The 22,442-nt window shown below is 46.6% G+C and carries 18 protein-coding genes; 5 read left to right on the forward strand and 13 right to left on the reverse strand.

Features of this window, described 5'->3' with window-relative positions; genetic code table 11:
- The first annotated feature begins 104 nt into the window (after positions 1-104).
- A complete protein-coding gene (locus tag RID53_RS03860) occupies positions 105-1,253 on the forward strand; it encodes an MFS transporter (RefSeq protein WP_446386857.1) in 1,149 nt (382 codons plus the stop codon).
- A gap of 448 nt (positions 1,254-1,701) precedes the next feature.
- Entirely contained in the window at positions 1,702-2,583 is an 882-nt protein-coding gene (locus RID53_RS03865) for a hypothetical protein (protein WP_446386858.1), read from the forward strand.
- A gap of 386 nt (positions 2,584-2,969) precedes the next feature.
- Here RID53_RS03865 and RID53_RS03870 read toward each other — a convergent pair whose 3' ends face one another.
- Complete coding sequence (locus RID53_RS03870) at positions 2,970-4,331, reverse strand: UDP-N-acetylmuramoyl-tripeptide--D-alanyl-D-alanine ligase (protein ID WP_446386859.1); 1,362 nt, start codon at positions 4,329-4,331, stop codon at positions 2,970-2,972.
- 397 nt (positions 4,332-4,728) lie between these two features.
- Here RID53_RS03870 and RID53_RS03875 point away from each other — a divergent pair, with 397 nt between their 5' ends.
- On the forward strand, positions 4,729-6,003 hold the full coding sequence (locus tag RID53_RS03875; protein WP_446386860.1) for a hypothetical protein: 1,275 nt from the start codon (positions 4,729-4,731) through the stop codon (positions 6,001-6,003).
- A 155-nt stretch (positions 6,004-6,158) separates the two neighbouring features.
- Here RID53_RS03875 and cysS read toward each other — a convergent pair whose 3' ends face one another.
- Positions 6,159-7,607, reverse strand: coding sequence for a cysteine--tRNA ligase (gene cysS, locus RID53_RS03880; protein WP_446386861.1), 1,449 nt, complete (start codon positions 7,605-7,607; stop codon positions 6,159-6,161).
- 151 nt (positions 7,608-7,758) lie between these two features.
- On the opposite strand from cysS, the gene RID53_RS03885 reads away from it, so the two are divergent.
- The gene (locus RID53_RS03885; protein ID WP_446386862.1) at positions 7,759-8,865 is read left to right on the forward strand and encodes a CobW family GTP-binding protein; all 1,107 of its coding nucleotides are present in this window, start codon (positions 7,759-7,761) and stop codon (positions 8,863-8,865) included.
- Positions 8,866-8,943: 78 nt separating this feature from the next.
- Here RID53_RS03885 and RID53_RS03890 read toward each other — a convergent pair whose 3' ends face one another.
- The gene (locus RID53_RS03890; protein ID WP_446386863.1) at positions 8,944-11,160 is read right to left on the reverse strand and encodes a pentapeptide repeat-containing protein; all 2,217 of its coding nucleotides are present in this window, start codon (positions 11,158-11,160) and stop codon (positions 8,944-8,946) included.
- Positions 11,161-11,197: 37 nt separating this feature from the next.
- Positions 11,198-11,485, reverse strand: coding sequence for a hypothetical protein (locus RID53_RS03895; RefSeq protein ID WP_446386864.1), 288 nt, complete (start codon positions 11,483-11,485; stop codon positions 11,198-11,200).
- A 379-nt stretch (positions 11,486-11,864) separates the two neighbouring features.
- Here RID53_RS03895 and RID53_RS03900 point away from each other — a divergent pair, with 379 nt between their 5' ends.
- Entirely contained in the window at positions 11,865-12,290 is a 426-nt protein-coding gene (locus RID53_RS03900; protein WP_446386865.1) for a hypothetical protein, read from the forward strand.
- Between the two features lie 179 nt (positions 12,291-12,469).
- On the opposite strand, the gene RID53_RS03905 is transcribed toward RID53_RS03900, so the two are convergent.
- The 9 genes from RID53_RS03905 to RID53_RS03945 all read right to left on the reverse strand — a co-directional run bounded on the left by RID53_RS03905 (position 12,470) and on the right by RID53_RS03945 (position 22,421).
- Positions 12,470-12,850 carry a hypothetical protein gene (locus tag RID53_RS03905; RefSeq protein ID WP_446379027.1) on the reverse strand — a complete coding sequence of 127 codons (381 nt, stop codon included), beginning with the start codon at positions 12,848-12,850 and terminating at the stop codon, positions 12,470-12,472.
- Between the two features lie 87 nt (positions 12,851-12,937).
- Complete coding sequence (gene plsY / locus RID53_RS03910; protein WP_446386866.1) at positions 12,938-13,597, reverse strand: glycerol-3-phosphate 1-O-acyltransferase PlsY; 660 nt, start codon at positions 13,595-13,597, stop codon at positions 12,938-12,940.
- 230 nt (positions 13,598-13,827) lie between these two features.
- Positions 13,828-15,030, reverse strand: coding sequence for a DUF3086 domain-containing protein (locus RID53_RS03915; protein WP_446386867.1), 1,203 nt, complete (start codon positions 15,028-15,030; stop codon positions 13,828-13,830).
- A gap of 151 nt (positions 15,031-15,181) precedes the next feature.
- Positions 15,182-15,571 (reverse strand): DUF3119 family protein, encoded by a 390-nt coding sequence (locus RID53_RS03920; RefSeq protein ID WP_446386868.1) that lies wholly within the window; start codon positions 15,569-15,571, stop codon positions 15,182-15,184.
- 56 nt (positions 15,572-15,627) lie between these two features.
- Entirely contained in the window at positions 15,628-16,413 is a 786-nt protein-coding gene (locus RID53_RS03925) for an MlaE family lipid ABC transporter permease subunit (protein WP_446386869.1), read from the reverse strand.
- Positions 16,414-16,593: 180 nt separating this feature from the next.
- Positions 16,594-19,869: a methyl-accepting chemotaxis protein gene (locus RID53_RS03930; protein ID WP_446386870.1), complete on the reverse strand. Its 3,276-nt coding sequence runs from the start codon at positions 19,867-19,869 to the stop codon at positions 16,594-16,596.
- 77 nt (positions 19,870-19,946) lie between these two features.
- Positions 19,947-20,477, reverse strand: coding sequence for a chemotaxis protein CheW (locus RID53_RS03935; RefSeq protein WP_446386871.1), 531 nt, complete (start codon positions 20,475-20,477; stop codon positions 19,947-19,949).
- A gap of 25 nt (positions 20,478-20,502) precedes the next feature.
- The gene (locus tag RID53_RS03940) at positions 20,503-20,868 is read right to left on the reverse strand and encodes a response regulator transcription factor (protein ID WP_006099778.1); all 366 of its coding nucleotides are present in this window, start codon (positions 20,866-20,868) and stop codon (positions 20,503-20,505) included.
- Between the two features lie 254 nt (positions 20,869-21,122).
- On the reverse strand, positions 21,123-22,421 hold the full coding sequence (locus tag RID53_RS03945; protein ID WP_446386872.1) for a response regulator: 1,299 nt from the start codon (positions 22,419-22,421) through the stop codon (positions 21,123-21,125).
- Between the last annotated feature and the right edge of the window lie 21 nt (positions 22,422-22,442).

The raw sequence follows: 22,442 nt of genomic DNA on the forward strand, positions 1-22,442 counted from the left end.
AGTCAATGCATTGGATCGTCATTCGTCTTATGTCATTCGTCTTATGTCTCCCCTGGCTTGGAGCCTTCTGCTATAGTTGTCAAAATATTTAGGTATTTTAAGTTATGTTACGTGATCCTCGGCTGTTAGTGCTGCTAGTCGCTGGCTCTCTCACCACCATGGCGGGGGGAGTGGTGGCACCAATTTTGCCAGAGATGATCCAGCAACTTAACCTTGATCCGGCATTAGCAGGAAATTTGGTCAGCCTGCATTGCCTAACCATTGCCCTATTTAGTCCACCGTTAGGAATCGTGGCAGATCGGATAGGGCATCTGCGGGTGCTGATCCCGTCATTAGTTCTCTACGCCTTATTTGGCGTAGCTGGTGCCTTCATGCACTCACTGATACCGTTGTTAGTTGTGCGGGGGTTATTGGGTGCTGCGAGTGGCGGAATTGCGGCGGCGGGTTTGGGCATCTTGGGGAACATGTATGAAGGCGAAGCGCGATCGCAGGCGTTGGGATACGCAACCAGTACCCTAACTATTATGGGCATTGCTTTTCCCCTACTTGGGGGTTGGGTGGGTTCATTTCACTGGCAATGGGCATTTGGTCTGTATGGGATAGGACTACCTCTAGCAATCTTAGCCGCACAGTTCTTACCGGAAAAATCCTCCCCAAAAACCAAGGCAGACACTAAAGATGCTGGAAGTAAACTGCGCCAGGTTTTAGGACGCCCCTACACCCTACGCCTCTTATCCACACTCTGTTTAGTATCCATTGCCATGTACGCGGTGGTCATTTATGCCCCGCAATATCTCAAACAAACCATTGACGCCACAAGCGTGGTGAATGGAATTGTTTTAGCATCACGGGCAATAGGCGCAGCCATTATATCAGCATTTGGCGCGAAAAAGCTTGCCCAGCGCTGGGGACGACCTACAACTGTTGCGATCGGGTTAGGTCTGATGGCGTTAACTTTAAGTACGATTCCCATCCTGCACCAACTGGGTTGGATTTTGGTGACGGCTGTATTCTTTGGTATGGGATTTGGTTTGGTACTTCCCACCCTTTACGGCACTCTGGCGAATCTAGCTCCTCCAGACCTGAAATCCAGTGTACTAGCGGCTGGGACAGGTGCGGGGTTTTTGGGACAGTTTATATCTCCTATCCTGTTAGGACCCGTGTTAGCGTCCTGCGGTTTAGAGTGGGTGTTCTATGCGGCGGCAGTTGTGGCACTATTGGCAGGATTGTTGCTATTTGCTCATAAGCCATAAATCATTGATCCGGGAATAGGGAACACCTCGGCTTCGCTCGGTGTGTAACAGGGAACAGGGAACAGGGCATTTCACTATTATCGTTTTGTTCTCACCCTGATCTAACTAAACCAGCCCCAACGCTAAGTTGCTGCTTTACTTCCCCTTTAAACTATCTACCAATTCTTAAAGATTTGAGTAATCTAGACGTGAACATCTATCTTCCTGGTTAAAAATTGGATACGATTACATAAACACAGGAATCATAAACATTTAAGGGACAAAAATCATCTGAGTTTAATCTCGTTAGAGTTAATTATTCCTTAGATTTTGTCCACCTAAGTATCTGCCTTATCTTTATCCAATTCCGACCAGGACTTGCCCTTAGAGGTGTATCGTGCATCAATCCCCAATTTATTTCTCAGACACCTAAACTGTTCCTTTCAATGGATTGCAAGATATACCTAAAATGATGTTCATTGATGTTGTTTCTAATCCTACCGCAGGTATTGAGTTTAACTCCTTTCAAAAAGGTAATAATTACTTAAACCGTATTTGTCGTTTTATTCTTGCCAAGAAAATTGGCAAGATGAAGATAAGTGATATTCAGGCTCAATCTCAAATTTCAATTTTCCAGGATATTGATTTTACCGAGACTATTCACTCACTGAAACACAACGGAATTTATCAAAACCTTAACCTCCCTGCACCGATTATCCAAGAAATCCGAGACTTGGCACTGACAAATACTTGCCATGACCCCAATAATCCCCAATTCAGTTTTTCAGTCTCGGAAAAAGAAGAAGTGATGAGGCAGACTGGAAAACCATTAGTTAGGGGAATTTACAACAAAAGTCTAGTGTCATGTCCAGCCATCAAAAAATTAGAAACTGATTCAACATTATTAGCAATTGCTGCTACATACCTCAACGCCGAACCCATTCACCAAGACACTCAGCTTTGGTGGAGTTTTGCCGTAGAGTCAACTCTGTATGAACGACGCCAAGAGGCTCAGCGGTTTTATCGAGCCGCGAATAACCCGCGTAGTTTGACCTTTTACTTTTATCTAACCGATGTAGATTTGTGCAGTAATCCTCATGTTTGCGTGCTGGAGAGTCACCGAAAGAAAACTCTTGCCTCTCGGTTTTTGCGTAAAGACCATTCACTCCGAGAAATTAGCCAGTATTATGGTTATCCCAATATAACCTCTATTTGTGGTAAAGCAGGTTTTGGATTTGTAGAAGATGCCCGTTGCTTTCGCAAAAAAAGCTCTCCCAGCAGTAACGATCGCTTAACCTTGGAACTCAAATTTACCGCTCAACCGCGACCTAAACGCAAAACATTACCTTAACAGAAGATTAAAACTATTGCCTAAGCTGTCATGCATTTAAATTGGGAATGGGTAGCGAGCAAGATGCTCGCACTACAAGGATTTCGCCATTATTGATATTAAGGTTTAAATGCCGAACAGCTTATTACCTATTCCCTCTCCCCACCACCAGACTTATTCAGCAAGCTCTACTTAGGGCTTGCTGCATGAGCGTGGAAGCTAGACCAGATAAGGGTTTTAAGCCATTTTTCTACCCAACAAGTGCAAGGTTTTTACACTATAACCGTCAAAACCCTGGAATTTGTGCCTCCGCCAACGCCAAATTTTCCCTCGACAGAGGCTTGAAACCATTGCCCATTGCCTATTCCCTATTGCCTCTCCCCACCACAAGACTTATTCAGCAACCCCTACTTAGACATGGACTCTCGAAACTGAGACAAAACCCGATCCAAACCCACAGAACGTGAGGCTTTGAACAGTAAGCGATCGCCAGGTTGAACAAATTCCTGTAAATACTGCACCAAGGCGTCATCCTGGGCAAAACCTTTGCTGGGTAACGTTGAGAGTCCCCTAGTAATGGCTTCGGCTTCCTGATCCTTAAGAGTAATCAAGACTGTATCTAAGTTGAGTTGCTGGGCTTTCTGTCCAACTTGTTGGTGCAGTCGTTCCGAATGGTTTCCTAATTCCTTCATCGAGCCCAAAATAGCAATGTGTCGCTTACCCGGCGTCTGGGCAAGGAGTTGTAACGCCGCGATCATGGCTTCAAATCCAGCATTATAGGTTTCATCAAGAATCACGATATCATTAGGCAACTCATAGCGTTGCGATCGCCCCCCAGACATCTGAACCGATAATCCTTGACTCAAGGGTGTCCAATCAATCTGGAGATGTTTCGCCACGGCTAGGGCGGCTAAATAGTTGAGGGCATTATGTTCCCCCGGTAAGGGTAAGGGAAATGTGATACCATCCACCATTAGCCTAAACAAGTCAATGAGTTTCCCCTGAACATCACCCCCGTTTAAGCCAAACGTCAATGTTTCCCCTTGCCAAACCGTAGCCGCCGTATCCATTAAGCGTTGATTATCATGATTGAGAATCGCCAAGCTTGTATCTGGCATCTGCGCCAATAACTCACACTTTGCCTGTGCGATCGCATCCTCCGATCCTAAAAGTCCAATATGCGCCGTCCCCACATTCGTAATCACGCCGATCATCGGACGGGCAATTTGGGTCAATAGGGCAATTTGCCCAGAACCCCGCATCGCCATTTCAATCACAGCATAATCATGGTTGGAGTCTAATTCCAGCAATGTTTTTGGCACACCAATCTCATTATTGTAATTCGCCTGGGTTTTCAGGACATTACCCTGAGTAGACAAAACCGCCGCGATTAATTCCTTCGTCGTCGTTTTTCCCGCAGAACCCGTAACCGCAATTACAGGAATATCAAACTGATCGCGCCACCATCGAGCCAGTTGCTGATATGCCTGTAGAGTATCATCGACTTGAAGCTGGGGTATGCCTTGAAGATGATACCCTTGGTCACGGTTGGCAATCACCGCGATCGCCCCTTTCTCAATCGCTACCTCAGCGTAATCATGTCCATCAAAGGTTTCTCCCCGCAGCGCTAGAAAGATTTGACCCGGTTCTAGGCTACGGGTATCGGTTGTAATACCAAAGACCTCCTGACTAGACATTGGTACTGACAGATTAACCGGAGTAGCCGCGAGAACTTCGATGAATTGGGTTAAAGAAATCTGACAAGGCATAATTCCAGGGTGGTGAATAGGTTGTGGCTAGTTGTGGTGATGGGAGTGAGCGAGCCACACTCATCCCCTACCCAATTTCTGACTGATTCAAAAACTCAAGGATCTTTATAATCTATATAAATGAGTGTTTTATGCCATATTCACTGAATCTTTACAATTTTGCTGCATAATTTTACAGTATGATCCATACTTAGTTTAGTATGCTTGTATATAGAGATAATATAGTTTATTAGATTTAAGCAACTCTTGACCAAGCTCGTTTAGGCGGGGTAATTCATAAAATGCATCAGGGTTTTCGGTTGTTGAGATACAGGGCAAGTCAAATTTGAGCTTAGATCTGCCAAATTTCATTCAAATCAACCAGCCCACGGCGTTTGCGCGTAGGGGGTAAACTGAAGTGAATACTAGTACTTGGACAGACTCTGACATCAGACAAACTAGCTCACAAGAGCAGCAACTGTACGACCATCTCCTGTATTGCGTACAGGTAGAATCTCCGACGCAGACGCTTGAACGCTTCAAACAGCTATTCATGGACGGCTCTCGATATGCAGAGCCGGAAATCTGGATGGTCTTGGAAAAGCTGGCAATGGATAAGCAGGCTGAGCAAGATTTCAAGTTTATCCTAAATCGTTGCTGTCACATTCTGATTAACCGCTGGCAAATACAACCGCAACACCAAAGTGCCATCCCTGAATTGGTCGCATTACTGGATAATATTCCACCCGCAACCGGGGTTTATTCTCGCGGTTCTAGGCGTCTGCGACATCTGCTACAGCTTTTTAAAGAAACCGACCAATATCTTACCCTACATCGCTTATCTCAGGTAGTCGGTGAAACATCCACCAGTTCTAAAGAAGTCGGACCTCTAATTCAGCGATACCCCTATTTGTACGAACACTGTTTGCTGAGTGAAGACAGCAGTTATGAACATCAACAAACCGTCCGGCAAATTCAATCCCGGCTTCAGCAGCGCTTCGAGCTAGATTTGTCAAAGTACGTGACTTATCAGGTGCGATGCGCCAAAATGAAGCGACAGGACTCGAAAGACGCTTCGACTAAAATTATCCAACCTGTCAAAAATCCCACCCTTCTAACGGATCATGAACTGGGGACTGCCCTAAAACAGTTTGTCGGCAAAGTTCAAGGCTCTCATACGTGCCGGGATCTGGCTCAAAGTTTCCTCACCCATAGCAGCCAGACTCCTTGCTACAAAGACTTTAAGGACGATTTGTATGAGTATCTGACAGCTTCCATTGATTCAGCCTATGGCAAACGCCAATTTAATAGTCGGTTGTATGAGCATCTGAACAATACCTTACCTCAAAGCGATAATCAGAAGCCCAGCGAATTTCTGATTTTGCGAACCTGTAGCCAGTTATTAAATTTTCTGGTTGTTGAGAGTTCTCAGCGACCGAAGCATTTTGTTTTTGTTGATCTGATCACGAATTTAGGCGCAACAGTTACTACCGTGTTGTTACTTAAGATTGTGCTGCTGTGTCGTAAAGTTAAGCCCTATTTAGAGAAGCGATTTTCTATTTTGTTTAACCATTACGAGTCTTCTACGAGAGACGGTGTACCCTGGTTAATTAAGTCTCTGGAAAATTTAAATGTTGCGTTTAGTATTCATTTTGGTAGAGCTGACGTGTCCTGCCTGAATCAAATTATGTAAATTGGTCATTGGTCATTGGTCATTTGTCATTTGTCATTTGTCATTCGTTAATTCAAAACCAGGTTCCCTTGAGCGAAGTCAAGTCGGACGGGTTTAGTCACATCTGGGTGTAAAGGAAACGATAGTAGTGAAACCCGCCCCTACACACTCAACACTCAATTCCGATGCCAACGAGTGACACCACCGGATTGATCAATCAGCGTAATTCCTTGGGCTTTCAGTTCATCCCGAATGCGATCGCTCATCTCAAAATCCTTCCGTTTCCGCGCCTCGGTACGTTGCTGAATCAGTGCTTCAATTTCTGCATCACTTAATCCACTCGTCGATTCCTGACTAATGTCCTCCCCTTGCGCCTCAAGTCCAAACACCCGCGCCAGTTCTACTAAAGTATGCCATTGTGCCTCTAACTCCTGGGGCGATGTTCGGGTTTTCCCTTCATGCACCAAAATATTCCCCTCACGCCCCAATTCTTTTGCCAATTCAAATAATACAGCTAACCCTTCGGCGAAATTGAAATCATCATCAACAGCAGTTTGAAACCGTTCTACCGCCGTCGTTTGCCGTTTATCTGAGTCTTGCCACCCCAGTTGTTCACCATACTGAACGCCAAACAGCAATCCCTCCTTCAGCGTATGCCACCCATTCGTCGCCGCCGCCAACGCCTCATCGGTAAAATCTAAGGGCTTGCGATACTGTGCCTGGAGGACAAACAACCGTACCGCCATCGGATCAGTGGGGCGATCGAGTAAATCCCGAATGGTGATAAAATTCCCCAAGGATTTGGACATCTTCTCCCCATTCACAATCACCATCCCTGTATGTAACCAGTAACGCGCCAAGGGTTGACCCGTCACCGCTTCTGATTGGGCAATTTCATTCTCGTGGTGGGGAAAAATTAAATCCGATCCCCCCGCATGAATATCCACCGTGTCCCCCAAATTGTCCCGAATCATCGCCGAACACTCAATATGCCAGCCCGGACGTCCCGCCCCCCACGGCGATTCCCAGGCAGGTTCTCCGGGCTTAGAACCCTTCCACAGGGCAAAATCAAAAGCGTCCTTTTTCTTAGCCGCCTCTGTATCCGCTACCTCAACTCGCCCACTCGCCCCCGCTTGCAACTCCTCTAACTTTCGTCCCGACAACTTGCCATACTCCCCAAAACGACGCACAGCATAGTAAACATCTCCAGCGGCGGGGTAAGCGTAATTTTTCTGTTCTAAATCATAAATGAGTCGCTTAATCCCATCCAGGCAATGCGTCGCCCGAGGATAGGCATCAGCATCCTTCACATTCAGCCGCGCCATATCCTCAAAATACGCCTGAATGAAGCGTTCCGAGACAGCCTCCATCGAGGTTCCCTCTTGTCGCGCCCGATTCAGGATTTTATCGTCAATATCGGTAAAATTCTGTACGTAGTTCACATCATAGCCACGCCATTGTAAATAACGACGGGCAGTATCCCAGATAATGCAGGTTCTAGCATGACCCAAATGGCAATAGTCATAAGCGGTGATGCCGCAGCAATACATCCGCACCTTACCCGTCTCTACAGGGGAAAACGGTTCTTTACGACGGGTGAGTGTGTTGTACAGGGTTAGGGTCATGGCACAAGAACAGTAAACTCAGTTGGGAACAGATACGCAATAATGGGAAAGGATTGGCAGATCCAGCGTACAGGTTGATGCTTGGTTTAACCACATCTGTACGTTATCTTCCTATATTCTGACGTTTAAATACAGTTCAACATAGCGCCTTATGCAATCAGTCACAACTCAGTCTGCATCCGACCCAACCATGGACGCAGCGATACATGGCTTACCTGTCACGATTATTACAGGATTTCTCGGCAGTGGCAAAACGACGCTGCTTAATCATATCTTGAGCAACCAAGACGGTGTCAAGACTGCCGTTTTAGTCAATGAGTTTGGCGAAATTGGCATTGATAATGAACTCATTGTCACCACCGGGGATGACATGGTGGAACTGAGTAATGGTTGTATTTGCTGCACCATTAATGAAGATTTAGTCAATGCTATTTACAAGGTACTGGAACGGGAGGATAAGGTGGATTACCTGGTGGTGGAAACCACAGGATTAGCTGATCCCCTACCCGTCGCCCTCACGTTTCTAGGAACCGAACTGCGAGACATGACGCGCCTCGATTCCATCGTTACTGTGGTAGACTGCGAGAATTTCAGTTTGGATCTATTCAATAGCGAAGCGGCATATAGTCAAATTGCTTACGGCGATATCATTCTGCTGAATAAAATCGACTTAGTTGATGAGGCAGATGTAGACGCCTTGGAGGTGAGAATTCGCGAAATTAAAGAAGGAGCGAGGATTATTCGCACCACTCAATCCCAAGTGCCATTACCATTGATTTTAAGTGTAGGATTGTTTGAGTCAGATCGGTATTTTGAGGAATCATCGGCTCATGACCATGATCATCACCATGATCATGATCATCACCATGACCACGATTGCGATCATGACCATCACGATCATGAACATCATCACGATCATGATCACTCCCATCACTTAGAAAATGATGGATTTACCTCGATTTCCTTCCAGAGTGATAAACCCTTCAACATCCGGAAGTTTCAATATTTCTTAGACAATCAACTGACAACGAATATTTTCCGGGCTAAGGGAATTCTCTGGTTTGATGAGAGTCCAAACCGCCACATTTTCCACCTCAGTGGTAAGCGGTTTAATATCGAAGATGATCAGTGGAAAGGGGACAAGAGAAATCAATTGGTGCTAATTGGTCAAGATTTAGACCATGATAAGTTGTACAAGCAACTTGAGAGTTGTCTTTGTTTACCCTCGGAAAATCGAGGTAAAGGATTTGGGACTTAAACGAACTATTGTAGAGACGCCCCATGGCGCGTCTCTACGGTTCCCTGTTCCCTGTTCCCTCCCCTCACCGACTCTATATTAAGGACATTCCGGATGCCGTCCCCCATGATTACAGATATATTGCAACTGATTGGTATCTAAATTTTTAGCCCGGGCAAAATTCACGCCCTCTACTCGTGCCCCCGACGCGGCGGCTGGAGGTTGGGTGATAAACTGATCTGACTGAACAGGCACGGCTGTGGCAAACATAGCGCCCAAGAAATCCGTTCCGGTTACATTTGCCCCGCGTAAATCTACCGCACTCAAATTCGTATTCTGTAGCTTGGCATTTTGTAATTGAGCCTGACTCAAATTCGCCTTAACCAATTTTGTCGAACTCAAATCCGCATCCTGTAACTTCGCCTGAGTAAAATTGGCTCCCGATAAATCAGCCCCTTGCCAATTGGATTGGGTCAAATCCGCAAAGCTGAAATCTCCGCCAACGGCACTCACTTGACTGAGACTTCCCCCATGTAAATTCACCAGAGATGCCTTTACTTCGCCTAAATTCGCCCCGGTCAAGCTAGCATTTTCTAATACGGCTCGGCTTAAATCAGCCCCAATCAGTTGAGCGCTGCTGAAGTTCGCGCCAATGAGATAGCTATCCGCTAAATTTGCCCGATTGAGAATTGCCCGGATCAAATTTGTGCGAGCCATCAAAACATTGTTTAAATTTGCCCCAGTTAAATCCGCTTCCTTGAGTTCAGCCCCGCTTAAATCTGCAATCCAATCATCAAATGTACCCCAGCGTTGATCCGCACCCGCCCCATAAAAACGGCTGTTTTGGAAACTGCCCCCCGTTAAGATGGCGGAACGGAAATTAAGTCCGGCTAGATCGAGGTTATCCAAAACTAAGGTAAATTGAACTGAACGGGTGTCCATTTGACTCAAGTCAGTGCGACTCAAATCCGCCTCGTGCAGTTCACTGCTGTAGATGGTGAGAATTTTCGCGATCGCCCGATTGGTTGCCCGTTGCCGTAATGCCACCAACTGCTGCTCTCCTGGCGTTCCCCGACGGGCTAATGTGTCTCGGTCATTTTGCAGCGCCTGATTTAACCGTTGCAGGGGAGGTAGGGCTTCGGCACCTTTACTCACCAACGCTTGCTGCAGGGTATCAATCAGACTTGGCGTGTTTTCCTGTCCCAATAAATCCACCAGAAACGGCACAGCACGGGGATCATCCAGCCTTGCCAGCGCCAGAATTGCCGCCTGTCGTTCTTCTAGGGCGGTGGCGGAGGTAGAACTTAACTGCTTGACCAGCGCTAGAAAGACTTCGTTATTCTGTTGATTAACTTCTCGCCAATTTGCCTGACGTTGAATATACACCTGAGTCCCGACAAAAGTCCCCAAAACCGATGCCATTCCCGCAAACGAGAGAATTAGCAAGGTTGCGCCAGGATGACGGCGCATCCACCCCCACAGATGAGGGACTTGTCGAGATGAGGATTGGGAAGTGAGGACGATGGTGGTGACGGAGGGATGATGAGACTGATCATGGGTTGATGTTTCGCTCTGTTGACGCCAGCCGTTGTCAAATTCTAGGGTAACGGAGTGATCCCGATCGGTCTGCCAGCCGTTGAATGAGCCGGATGCCAATCCCTGAGACGCATTCACCACATAAGTACCTGCCATGCGATCGTGGAAGGTGCGGCGTCGTGAGTGAATCCAGCCACTGCCATGTTCGATGAGTAGCATGACTCCCGCCAGTCCTAATAAGATGCCAAAGTCGGGAAATGCGCCCGTATACCGCCACAGCAAATAGGCTGTACCCAGAGGTAATCCCCAGCGCCCGACTGCCTCACGCCAAACTGCCCGGATTAATCCCGGTGGTGTTCCCATTGGTGTCACCACCCGCAGCTTTAACCATTGTTTGGGCGTGGTTTGCCCTGTTTTCCCCAATTGATAAAGCTGCCAACTGACCACCACAACAGGCATAACAATTGCCCCACACCAGAACAAATTAGTCAGGGGGGCAACCTGGCGATTTAATCGCGCTCGTGGATATGCCAGGGTTTTTGCGATCGCCTCTTCCGTTGCTGCGACGACAGGGTTGATAGGAACGGGTTCAGCGGGGGAATGGTCTTTGGCATACTCGCCGATACTGTAAGGAATGACCGCACTTGCCGTCACTAACGACACTTCCAGAACCACGGCTGCCAACCGCCGGGTCATTATCGGTAATGCCCGGTTTAGTCGCAGTGAAAATGATCGACTAACCGTTTGATTATGGACTTGTTTTATGGTAGGGCTAGTCATGTTCAATTCTCACGCGACGCGGATAAAGGGTGGGCAACTATTGGGGAGACTTAGGAGTAATGAAAAATTTATACACTACATAGAGGATTATTCCCAATAGGGCAAGGCTAATTAACGAGGTAATCAGTTGGAAAACAGTCTTCAAGAGGGATAGACCCAAGCTGCCGCCAACAATCACCACAATAACTTTACCAACGGTAGGCAGGCTGTTAAACCAAGCACTGATTTGATTGAACCGTTGCTTCATCGGATAGGTGTTATAGAAGGGCGGTTGAAAGGGATTGCCCACGGGCGTGGATTGGTCGTCGTCTCGATTCGGTTCCATCTGCCAAGAGAATTAAGTTGTAGAAATCAGGTTATATGTTTTGATTTTATCGGTTTGAGCAAGGTTTCGGGCAATTCTTATAGGTTAAGTGCTGAGGGAGTGACAAGGGACTTGAGGGTACTACTGGGTGTCGGATGTCGGGTTTCGGGTGTGGGAAGCTGGGGGAGCAGGGGAAGCTGGGGGAGATTAGGGAGTTCACTCAAAACTCGACCTTACTCTGTTCCCTGTTCCCTGTTCCCTATTCCCTGACAAATGACAAATGACAAATGACGAATGACGAGTGACAAATAACAAACAGGAACAGAGTCAGTTTCGGCGGGTCTATTAATGTACGACGATGAGTTTTAGAAAGACTCAAACAATAGTGGAGCCTCAGAGAATGAAACGACTGAAACAGTGGATGATTGTGCCAACCACCTTAGCGATGCTGCTAGCGAACACAGGTTTGCTCCATAGTCAGACCGTGCAAAGGTTAGCGCCAGGATTTAATGCCCTAGAACTCCAAGGCACTTCCGCTCAAGGGAACAATTGCCAAGTGGGTAATATCCAACCGCAGTATACGATCACCTTGGAACAAGACTTCGGTTCGTTGAACTTCAGCCTCCAAAGCGCTGGTCAATCGGCTTTGATCATTGAACCCTTGAATTCAGCAGGCGAACCCGTGGCAAGTGGTAGACAATGTGTGTTAGCCACTGCGCCAGGGCAAACCGTTGAAGCACCGGGATATTGGGAAGAAGGCACTTACAAGATCTATATTGTCGATAGCGCTGGAGGGCAACGTTATACCCTCTCCATTAGTCAGTAGGTGGGACAAATGAAAGTTAACGGCTCTGATCGTTATACTCGCTTCCCGAAAAGAAGCAAGCTACGTCTTATGTGAGGGTTTGAGGGACTTTACAGAAACTAATATCGTTGAGTGTATTTCCACTAACCTACTGAGTCGCCATGGCTTGAACCCGCTAAGCCTTATATCTGACAATGGACTTAATCTTCAAGCTGCTTTACTGAAACCTCTACGGCGTCTACATCAATCGTACCCGGTGGCGTCAAGCGGTTAAACTGACCCTGTTCGACTTTCAACAATTCGCCACAGTTAGGACAGCGGCATTCGGTACGATTAAACCCAGTAAACTCGTAGGTACAGACGGGACATTTATCCTCAACCAGGTTACGCTGTAACCACCAGCGAAAGCCAATCCAGCCAATAACTGGTGCGAGGATGACTAACCCAATCAGAATTAAGAATCCGTTGACCAGCCAGCCCAAGCCAACTGTTCCCAATAAGAGAAAGGTGGCTAATAGGGTGAGCCAACAGCCCACGCCTGATAGGTTAAACTGAGCAAGTTTAGGATCGTACTGGTTCACGGTAGTTGTTGGAAACTGACTATCTCCATCCTAGTTCACATCCGGTCTCACCTGAGAGGGGAAAAGCTACACCCTACCAACAACGGTTTAACTGCTGATCATTTCCGCTGATGCAGATTGTCCTAAACGGGGTTCAGTTCCAGCGAATAGGCGCTGAATATTGGCTCGATGGCGTAATATAACGTATAGCCCCGCCACAACCCCAAATAGCTGATAGGGCAATGGTTGAGCTAAGACTATCATCAAAACAGCCACCGCGATCGCCGCTGCAATCGAACCCAGAGAAACAATCCGCGAGAAACTGACGACCCCAATAAAGATTATCAATACACTCAATGCGACGAACCAAGACATAGCGAATAAGACACCTAACCCTGTAGCGGCTGATTTTCCTCCCGTAAAGTTAATCCAAATTGATTTACTGTGACCCAACATAGCCGCCAACGCGACAACAGCCACCAACCAAGGTTTCCAGGTATCCGGCATCACGGATGATCCCGTTAGGGCAAAGAAGCCATGCACTAAAGCAACAGCACCTACTCCTTTCGCCGCATCAATCAGTAAAACGACTAAAGCTGGACCTTTTCCCAGGTTTCTCAAAACATTGGTCGCCCCCGTTGATCCCGAACCGATTTCCCGAATATCAATTCCTTTAACTAGACGTCCTGCCAAATATCCAGTTGGAATTGAGCCAAGTAAGTAAGCACTGATCAGCAGTAGCCCAATCCAACTCAACTCACGCATCATTGTTTTAAACTCTCCACAATTAACAAGCTAGGGGAGATAATTAGACCTTTATTGGTACATCTCCCCAAGCCGATTTTATATGGGAGCGTGTGACACAGGTAAGGGTATGGCAGGAAAATCGTAACATTTGTTACCTATATCTCCCCAGCTTCCCCTGTTCCCTGTTCTCTGTTCCCTGTTTCCTATTCCCCCATCCCAACCCTCAACTTTAATGTTGTCCGACTACGTTATTAGTAATTACTCATTTGCTGAGGATCGGGAGCAAAGGCTAACCAGAGAGGAAATTGCAGGATTGAAAGACTAATCTGGTCTTCTGTTTCATCAACAATGATTAAAGGAAGTTGCTTCTGAGTCATTAAGCGATCGGCTTTTTGCACCAGGGCGGATGCTTCCTCAAATAAAACGACCCCCCGTTCTGGACCAAAATCACTGCGGGCAATACCCAGACAATCCTGCAATCCTCTGCGCCACTCTCCCAGACGTTCAGGGGTATTAGCAAGAACCAAGGTTCGTAGTCTATCACCGTAAAGCGTCCGCATAACAGACATCACGGCGGAGGCGACCAAAATATTTTGCAAGCGGCTACCGATAGTGCGAATCGCCCCACGCCCCCCTTGAGTAAAAAACCAATTAGACACTCGCTCGGCATGAATTGGCTCAAACGTGCGACGTAATTGCCAAGGAGGACCATAATAGTCTGGCATTTTGCGGTATTGGTCAATGATGTCGCGAATTTGTCGGATCTGATCTTGAAACGCTTGTTCAGCAAATTTGGGTGTAGGCGAAGAGGCTGGCGGTTGGGGTTCATTCATCCTCGGTTGGGGCGATTCTGCCATCGGTTCGGCTAATTCCAACTGCTCCGCCGCCACAACCAAGTCTTGTAAACTGCCCACCAAATAGTCTTTAAAACCCTGCACCCGAATTGCCAATTCTTGAGACACCCCAGCAAATGTGGTTCGCATTTCCGTGCGAATGCGTTCTCGGCGGCGTTCGAGTTGCTCCACAGAAATTAAAAGGGCTTGCTTGCGCTGCTCTAATTCGCTTAACCCCTCTTGGAGCATTTGTTGGATAGTGCCTTGGGTTTTGGTGAGCTGGTCAGATAAAATCTGATTTTGGCTGGCTTGTAGCTGGGCAATTTTTTGCCTCAACTGTTGTTCTTGGCGTTCAAGGTCAGCGATCGTTTGAGTTAAATTCGCTACGGTTTCCTGTTGATCTCTTGATGGCGTCATCTGATTATCATCTGGCGCAGGTAAGTCTACAGCATTTGAAGCGTCAGCTTGGGGTTGTATCACGTCAGATTGGTCAGATAAATCGGTTAACGGCTCAGAGCGTTCTGTTTCGGGTTTTGGCTCTAGAGAGTTTTCCTCAAATCCCTCCAGGATTGGTTGTTGTTCTAAATTGGATTCTTGGGTTTGTGGTTCGTCTGAATTCATTGAATAATTAATATCTGATAATGATTTACATTCCCAACCTCTAAACGGGGGGACTATTCTCAAGGGCGAGTTACCGGGCAAGAGAGCCTTTAGTACAAGGTGTTCTCAAGCCTAAACGTTAAATTTCAGCAAGGCATATCGGAAAGTAGTTTCAACTCTGGGGACAGCGCTCCTCTAAGCAAAGTTTAAGCTGTTTGGGATCAAATAAAATTGGCAAAAAGTGGATGCTATTAACTTCCTTAAAATAGAAAAGGATTGGAAACGATGACCAGAAAATTCGCCAATTTGACCAGTCTTTATAAGGAAAACGGCGAATTAAAGTCTGGGAGCGATAGACATCCAATGCGGTTTCGGTAAATTGTAGACGGATAGTTACCGCTTGAATCATTAAAAATAACCCGAAAAGAGCGAGGAGTAAACCGACCCAAATTTGGAGTAGCACAATCGGTATACTCGCCAGAACCAATACCAAAGGAATGACGTAGCTAGGGGCAAGTTCGATGGTTTGGGTTGATGAAGATGAAGAAGTAGCAGAGGTCACTAGACTAAATTCCTGTTGTTTATCGACACAAATGATCTATTTTAATATACCTCTGACTACAGAACTGCACTGCCTGTGCCTTGGAACATCAGCCACGACATAAAAAAGTTAGTGATAAAAATGGCAAGTAAAGCCGTGACGACTGCCGTTGTCGTGGATTGACCGACTCCTTTGGCACCACCTGTTGTGGTTAATCCCCAGCTACAGCCAATGACGGCTATCAGCATCCCAAACACAGCGGCTTTAATCATCGCCGTAAACAAATCCCAGATTCCCAGGAAATTCCGGGCGGAATCCAGAAAGACAGATTGAGGAATATTGTACAGATTAACAGCAATCAATACACCGCCCGTCATGCCGAGAATAATTGAGAGAATTGTCAATAACGGCAGCATTAGACAGCAGGCAATGACACGAGGGATGACCAAATAATCAATGGGATCGGTTTTAAGCATATAAAGTGCATCAATTTGTTCGGTCACGCGCATTGTGCCAATCTCAGCCGCAAATGCTGAACCCACTCGTCCGGCAATCACCACAGCCGTTAATACAGGCGCAAGTTCCCGGCTCAATGCCAGTGCCAAAACCCCTCCAATGGCTGTAGTTGCCCCAAAGTTAATAAATTCTCGCGTTACCTGAATGGTAAACACGGCACCGATAAAAGTAGCCGTGATCATGGCAATGGTCAGTGAATCCGGACCAACAACTGCCATTTGCTCCAGGGTATTGCGTCGGTAGATTTTGCCTCCCAGAAGATGAACGATGACTTGACCGCCTAATAAAACGGCAGCTAGCAAGCGCTGGAGCCACAATCCTAAGCTAGAGGAGGAGGTTTCATTCATTCGTCATTTTTGTCATTTGTCATTTGTCATTTGTCATTCGTCATTTGTCATTCGTCATTTGTCATTCGTCCTTGTTCACTGTTCACTGTTCACTGTCCACTGTTCACTGTTCACTGTTCACTGTTCACTGTCCACTGTTCACTGTCCACTGTTCACTGTTCACTGTTCACTGTCCAAGGACTATCTGCTCTCATTTGATTCCACACGGAAACGTTCTACAGAATTGAGTAGATCTCGTGCTACACCAACTAAGTTTTGTAAGGCACTGGATACCCGTTGTGCTTCCTGAGAGGTTTCTTGGGCAGTTAGTTCAACCGATTGCATGACTTGGGCAACAGCACGGGATGTTTCGGTTTGCTCCACTGTATCCGCTTTAATTGCCCGCACCAGCGCATCAATCCGATTGGACACTTGAATAATATCTTCCAATGCTTGTTTGGCTTGCTCTGCCCGTTTGGTTCCATCAATAACCTGCTGGGTACCTTCTTCCATCGCCGTCATCACCGACCCAGTTTCACTTTGAATCTGCATGACGATTTGCTCAATTTCTTTGAGTGCCTTGGCTGAACGGTCTGCCAGTTGCCGTACTTCATCGGCAACGACGGCAAACCCTCGACCCGCCTCTCCCGCTCGAGCTGCCTCGATACTGGCATTGAGCGCTAACAGGTTGGTTCGGGATGCAATTGTGGAAATTACGGCAACAATTTTGGAAATTTCCTGGGAAGACTCAGCCAATCGCTTGACTTTTCGCGTAGTTTCTGCTACGGTTTCCCGAATTTGCAAGATGCCTGCCACCGTATGTTCTACCGCGTGACCACCTCTGTGGGCGACATCCGCAGCGGTGTGGGCAACTTCCTCGGCTTCCCGTGCGGCTTCAGCGACTCGCTGAATGGAGTCGGTCATCACCTGAACGGAGTTGAGGGTAACGGCTAGTTCCTCAGCTTGGCGCAAGGCGTCATTGGATAAACTTCCGGCAAATGCCGCGCTTTCAGTCGAACCCTTGGTCACTTTACGGGCGGCATCTTTTACTTGTTGAACGATTTCCCGTAGATTTTGAATGGTTAGGTTAAAGGAGTCAGCCACTGCCCCCAAAACGTCGGCTGTTACTTCAGCTTGTACCGTTAAGTCCCCGCGTGCAGCTCCTTCAACATCATCTAGCAATCGAATTACCTGGCGTTGCAGGTCTTCTTTGGCTTGTTCTTGTTCTTCGGCTTTGCGGGTGGCTTCGCTGGTGGTGGTGAGGATCACTCGCGCCATCTGGTTGAACCCTGAAGCCAGTTGACCCAGTTCTCCCTCGGAGTAGATCGGGACACTGACATTAAGATTTCCCTGAGCAACGGCATCAAACTGGGTTTGTAAATCCACTGTGACTTGTTGAATCTGGCGAGTGGTGATCCGACCCAGAAACAGTGTAATGCCAAAACTAGCCGCAAATGCTGCACCACTGGCTAAAGCATGGGCAAATTTGAGATTCGCGATCGCGGGTTGAGCTTGCCCTTCTGGTACTGAACTTCGCGCAGCAATACTTTGTGCCGAAAAACTGACTAAGGCAACGACAAAAGCGGAGGCAATCCCAGCCGCAAACGCCATAATCCACTGTTTATGATGGAGAGAAGCATTTTCAAAGGGAGCCAGCCACCCTTGATCAACATTAACGATAGGTTCATGTCCCCCCTCTTTGGCTTGACTAAAAACTGGGAGTTGTTCAGTTGAGCTACCAATACTGAAAATTTCTTCATCACTATCAACTGAGCGATACTCTTGAGCCGATTGCTGGTGAGCCGCTACACTATCTCGATCTCGGACGGCATCGCCGTTTTCGCTAACTCCCTCACTTTCGCCACCTGCTGGTATGACTCCACTGTTACTTAAAACATCAAAATCTGATTCACTCGCGCCCGACTCAGCTAATTCATCCTGATCGTCTATGGCAAAATCGGGAAGAGAGCCTAAATCATCTTCAAATACATCGAAAGCGTCTAAAAAGTCTTTGTCCGTTTCAAGTTCTGAGAAGTTCTCAGCATCAGCCTCAGCAACTTCATCCATAGTGAATGAGTCATTGCCAAAAGCATCGTCAAAGCTCTCAAAGTCAAAGTGATCATCGGGAGCGTTAAATCCATTTTTATCGAAGTCTGATTCATCCTGAGTGTAGTCCTGGCTTTCAAATGCTTCAATCGCCTCATCCGTCTCCTCAGCCGAATAGTCAAACTCATCGGTATCTGTTGGTAAACTTTCCCCCAACTCCCCTGAATCCATTAGTAGGGTTTCGTCTTCGTAAACGGGATGGTCTGGATATGACTCATCAATCGATTCATCATGCCAATCCTCCATTTCCTGATCAACGTCCGATAAGTCTTCATCGAAATGGGATTCTGACTCATAAGAGGGTAAACTCTGCTCCTGAGCATCTTCAAATTCAGGGGCGCTACCGGGAGGCATGACAAATGTTGCCGCCGTATCATCCTCAGACTCCGCTGAAAAGTCCTCAAAATTTTCCTGGTAATCTGCCTCACTAAAGGAGGTGTCATTTAAATCAAAATCACTCGCTGTTTCCTCAAAATTTTCCTGATAATCTGTCTCACTAAAGGGAGTATCATTTAAATCGAAATCACTGGCTGTTTCCTCAAAATTCTCCTGGTAATCTGCTTCACTAAAGGGAGTGTCATTTAGATCGAAATTATTCCCTGTTTCCTCAACGTTTTCCTGGTAATCTGCCTCGCTAAAGGGGGTGTCATTTAGATCAAAATCACTCGATGACTCATAATCTTCATAGTCTACCTCAGCAAAGGGGTTGTCATTTAGATCAAAATCACTCGATGACTCATAAAGATTGTCAACATCACCATTCTCTTCGTCCAAACCGGACAAGGCAAATGGATTGGATTCATCTACAGAACTTGGCTCGTCCGTCGTCTCTGATTCAAGAGCTGAACTATCCAGGGGTTCGGCAAAGGGCGAAGATGAGGTTGATTCAAAATCATCTCCTATTCCCGCTTCATCGAAATCTAAAGCCCCTAAATCGAAATCCTCAGACTCATCAATAGACTCATCAATCGCTTCCGAGTCTTGCCAGGTTTCTAATGTAGGTATCTCATTTAAATCGTCGGTTTCATCAATATCGTGGAAATTGTTATCGAAGTCCTCTGTGGATGGGGGTGAATCGGCAGAATCGAATTCACTGGACAATTGATTAGCATCTTCTAGACCTTTATGGGCATATTCGATAAAATCAGGTTCAGACGTTAAATTAAGAACTTGCTCATAGTGTTCCCGTGCTTGATCGTACTGCTGTAGACCATAGCAACAGATATGACCCTTAAGTAACAAAGCACTTGGATCATCGGGATACTCTTCAATCAACCGACTAATAAGATCGGCGGCTTCTTGGTATTTACCTTGTGCGTAAGCCGTTTGTGCTTGTGTATATTCCTGAACGTAATCTGTACTTGATGCCATTGACCTCCTCCCTTTGCTCACCAGGAAAAAGTAACAAACAAAAGGTTGCTCTCTTTTTCCTTTCTTTTACTATTCATTCATGCTGCCCACCGTGCTGCTCGTAGAATTGCCACCTGATCGAGAAGTCGTAAAAATTGATTAGATTCTGGATCTAATAACCATTCTCCTTTTAAAAAAGGTGCCATCGTATCAGGAACATTCATTGCCATTTGTAATTGCTCCACATCTAACCAATCCATGTCCACAATTCGCTCCACTGCTAAACCGAGCATTGTATCTTGATCTTCGATGGCAATGACGGGAATTTCTGATCGGTCTGTATTGACAGGGATCGCATCTCCCAGAAATTGACCCAGATCACCAACCCATATAACCCGACCTCGCATATTGATTGTCCCCAATAATAAGGGGGAAGCATTAGGGATGGGGGTGATCTGGTTGGGAGATGGCTCAAGCACTTCTTTGATCCCAGTCGCTGGTAAAGCAAATTCAATACCAGAAGGGACGTAAAATCGCAAGTGTAATTCACCCTCAGGACTTTCTAGTTCTTGCAATTCTGGGGCTTGATCTTGACCAGTATCTGTTAAAAAATCCGGATTTCCAACCATTCGCAGCTAGAGTCTTAACTATAATTTATGACCTGAGTAGCTGTTTGACTGTGCCAATCAACTCGGTGGGCTGAAAGGGCTTAGCGATGTAAGCATCTGCCCCTTGCTTCATTCCCCAATATCGATCAAATTCTTCGCCTTTTGAAGAACACATGACCACGGGTACATTTTGGGTTTTGGGATCAGCCTTTAAACGACGACAGACCTCGTACCCATTCATACGAGGCATAACAATATCCAATACCACTACATCAGGACGAGACTGCAGAATATGTTCTAAGGCTTCCACTCCATCGCTTGCCACAGAGACCGTCAACCCACTGCCTTTGAGGAGGTCTGAGATCATCTGTCGCTGTGCCAAACTGTCTTCTACAACCAAAACTGTACTCATAACCCCCTACCTGACTTGCCAATAAGCGCACGAATTTTGAACGTGAACTGAGCTGTATCGTTGAGCTATACCTTTAAACATAGATAGAGTAATGATTAATGTATCCTTTATGGTAGCTTCATCCTGAACTGATCCCTTTCTCTATTGTGACAGGCTTAACTGCGAAATAGAGCAGGGCGTATCGCTGTATGAGTCTATGAGGTGATTGTAGCGGAAGAATTACCTTCCTGGGTGTTACATGATGATCGCTGTGGTTAAGCCGATGCTGATTTAGTAATATCGGTTGCCTTGACTTCCTCCTCTAGGACTTGGCGGGAACTATCGAAACTCATTTTTTCCGGATCTCCCGGACCTACGTATTTCTCCAATAACATTAACAGCTCACTGGCTCCAAACGGTTTAGTCAAATAGTCCGTTGAGCCTACCATGCGAGCTCTCACACGGTCAATAAAGCCATCTTTGCCCGTCAGCATAATGATTGGAGTTTGTCGAAATGTCGTCGATTGTCGCAACATGCCACACAGTTCATATCCATCGAGTTGGGGCATGACTAAATCACAGAGAATTAGAGCCGGTTTAATTTGGAAGAGTAAGCTGAGAGCTTTGAGGGGATTTTGAATTGCCGTTACTTCATATCCTTGGGCTTGCAGCATATACTCGACGGTTTTGCCAACTGCCTTGTCATCATCAATACAGACTACAGAGGGTGCATGATCTGCCCGGGTGGATTCCCAAGGTTGTCGAACAGCGAGGGTTTGTTGAGGTACTGACGTCAGCAATTGAATCCAACCCCGCTGGATATAGGGGTAAATGGCTCGGGTGACAGTCAGGATGTCACGATTGAGATAGCGAGCCATCTGTCGCAGAGAATTCTTGCCATTTGCCCACCGTTGGAGGGTTCTAAATGCATTCTCCGGTAATGCTGACTTTAATTTAGTTTCATCCGTAATCAGTGGGCATTGATTGGGGGATTGGATATGGGGATGAAACTGCTTCCACTCCTGGACTTGCTTCATAATCTTGGTCACTAGGGGGGCAATTTCTAAGGTGGTGAGTTGGGGCGCTAAGGCTGGACCCACCTCGAAGACAAAGTATCCATTGTGGAGGCTCAATAGGTCAAATAGGGTTTCATGCACCATACTGTGGAGAATGCTGCGCCCTTGAGCTGGCGTGATAATATGCTTTTCTAGCAACGCCCAAAGATAGCCATATTCGGGAGCATTGGTCGAAGCAATCGACGGTTCTTCGATGTCATCCAAAGCGGCTTCAGCTCGATAGCGACGCAGGTAATCGCGCAGTCGTGACAAACTGTGATCACTGTTTGCCGCATAAGCAATTTGTCCGTTGAGAAAAAAAACAAACCAAAATGGTCCAGGGCAACGGGGTGGGGTCGCCAGGTGAGAGCGTCCCTGGATAAATTTATGAGTCACATCACTACCAGGGTTATTGGTGTGGGAGCTTTGCGCCTCAACTAAAAGTTCTCCTGTGCGCTGACCCAGTTCGATCAGTTGCAGGATACTGCGGATATCAATTTCATTTAACGTTCCCTGCATTTTAAGGAAAATGTACTCCTA

Origin of the sequence: Coleofasciculus sp. B1-GNL1-01 (genome assembly GCF_040220235.1) — a bacterium.
Lineage (GTDB): Bacteria > Cyanobacteriota > Cyanobacteriia > Cyanobacteriales > Coleofasciculaceae > Coleofasciculus.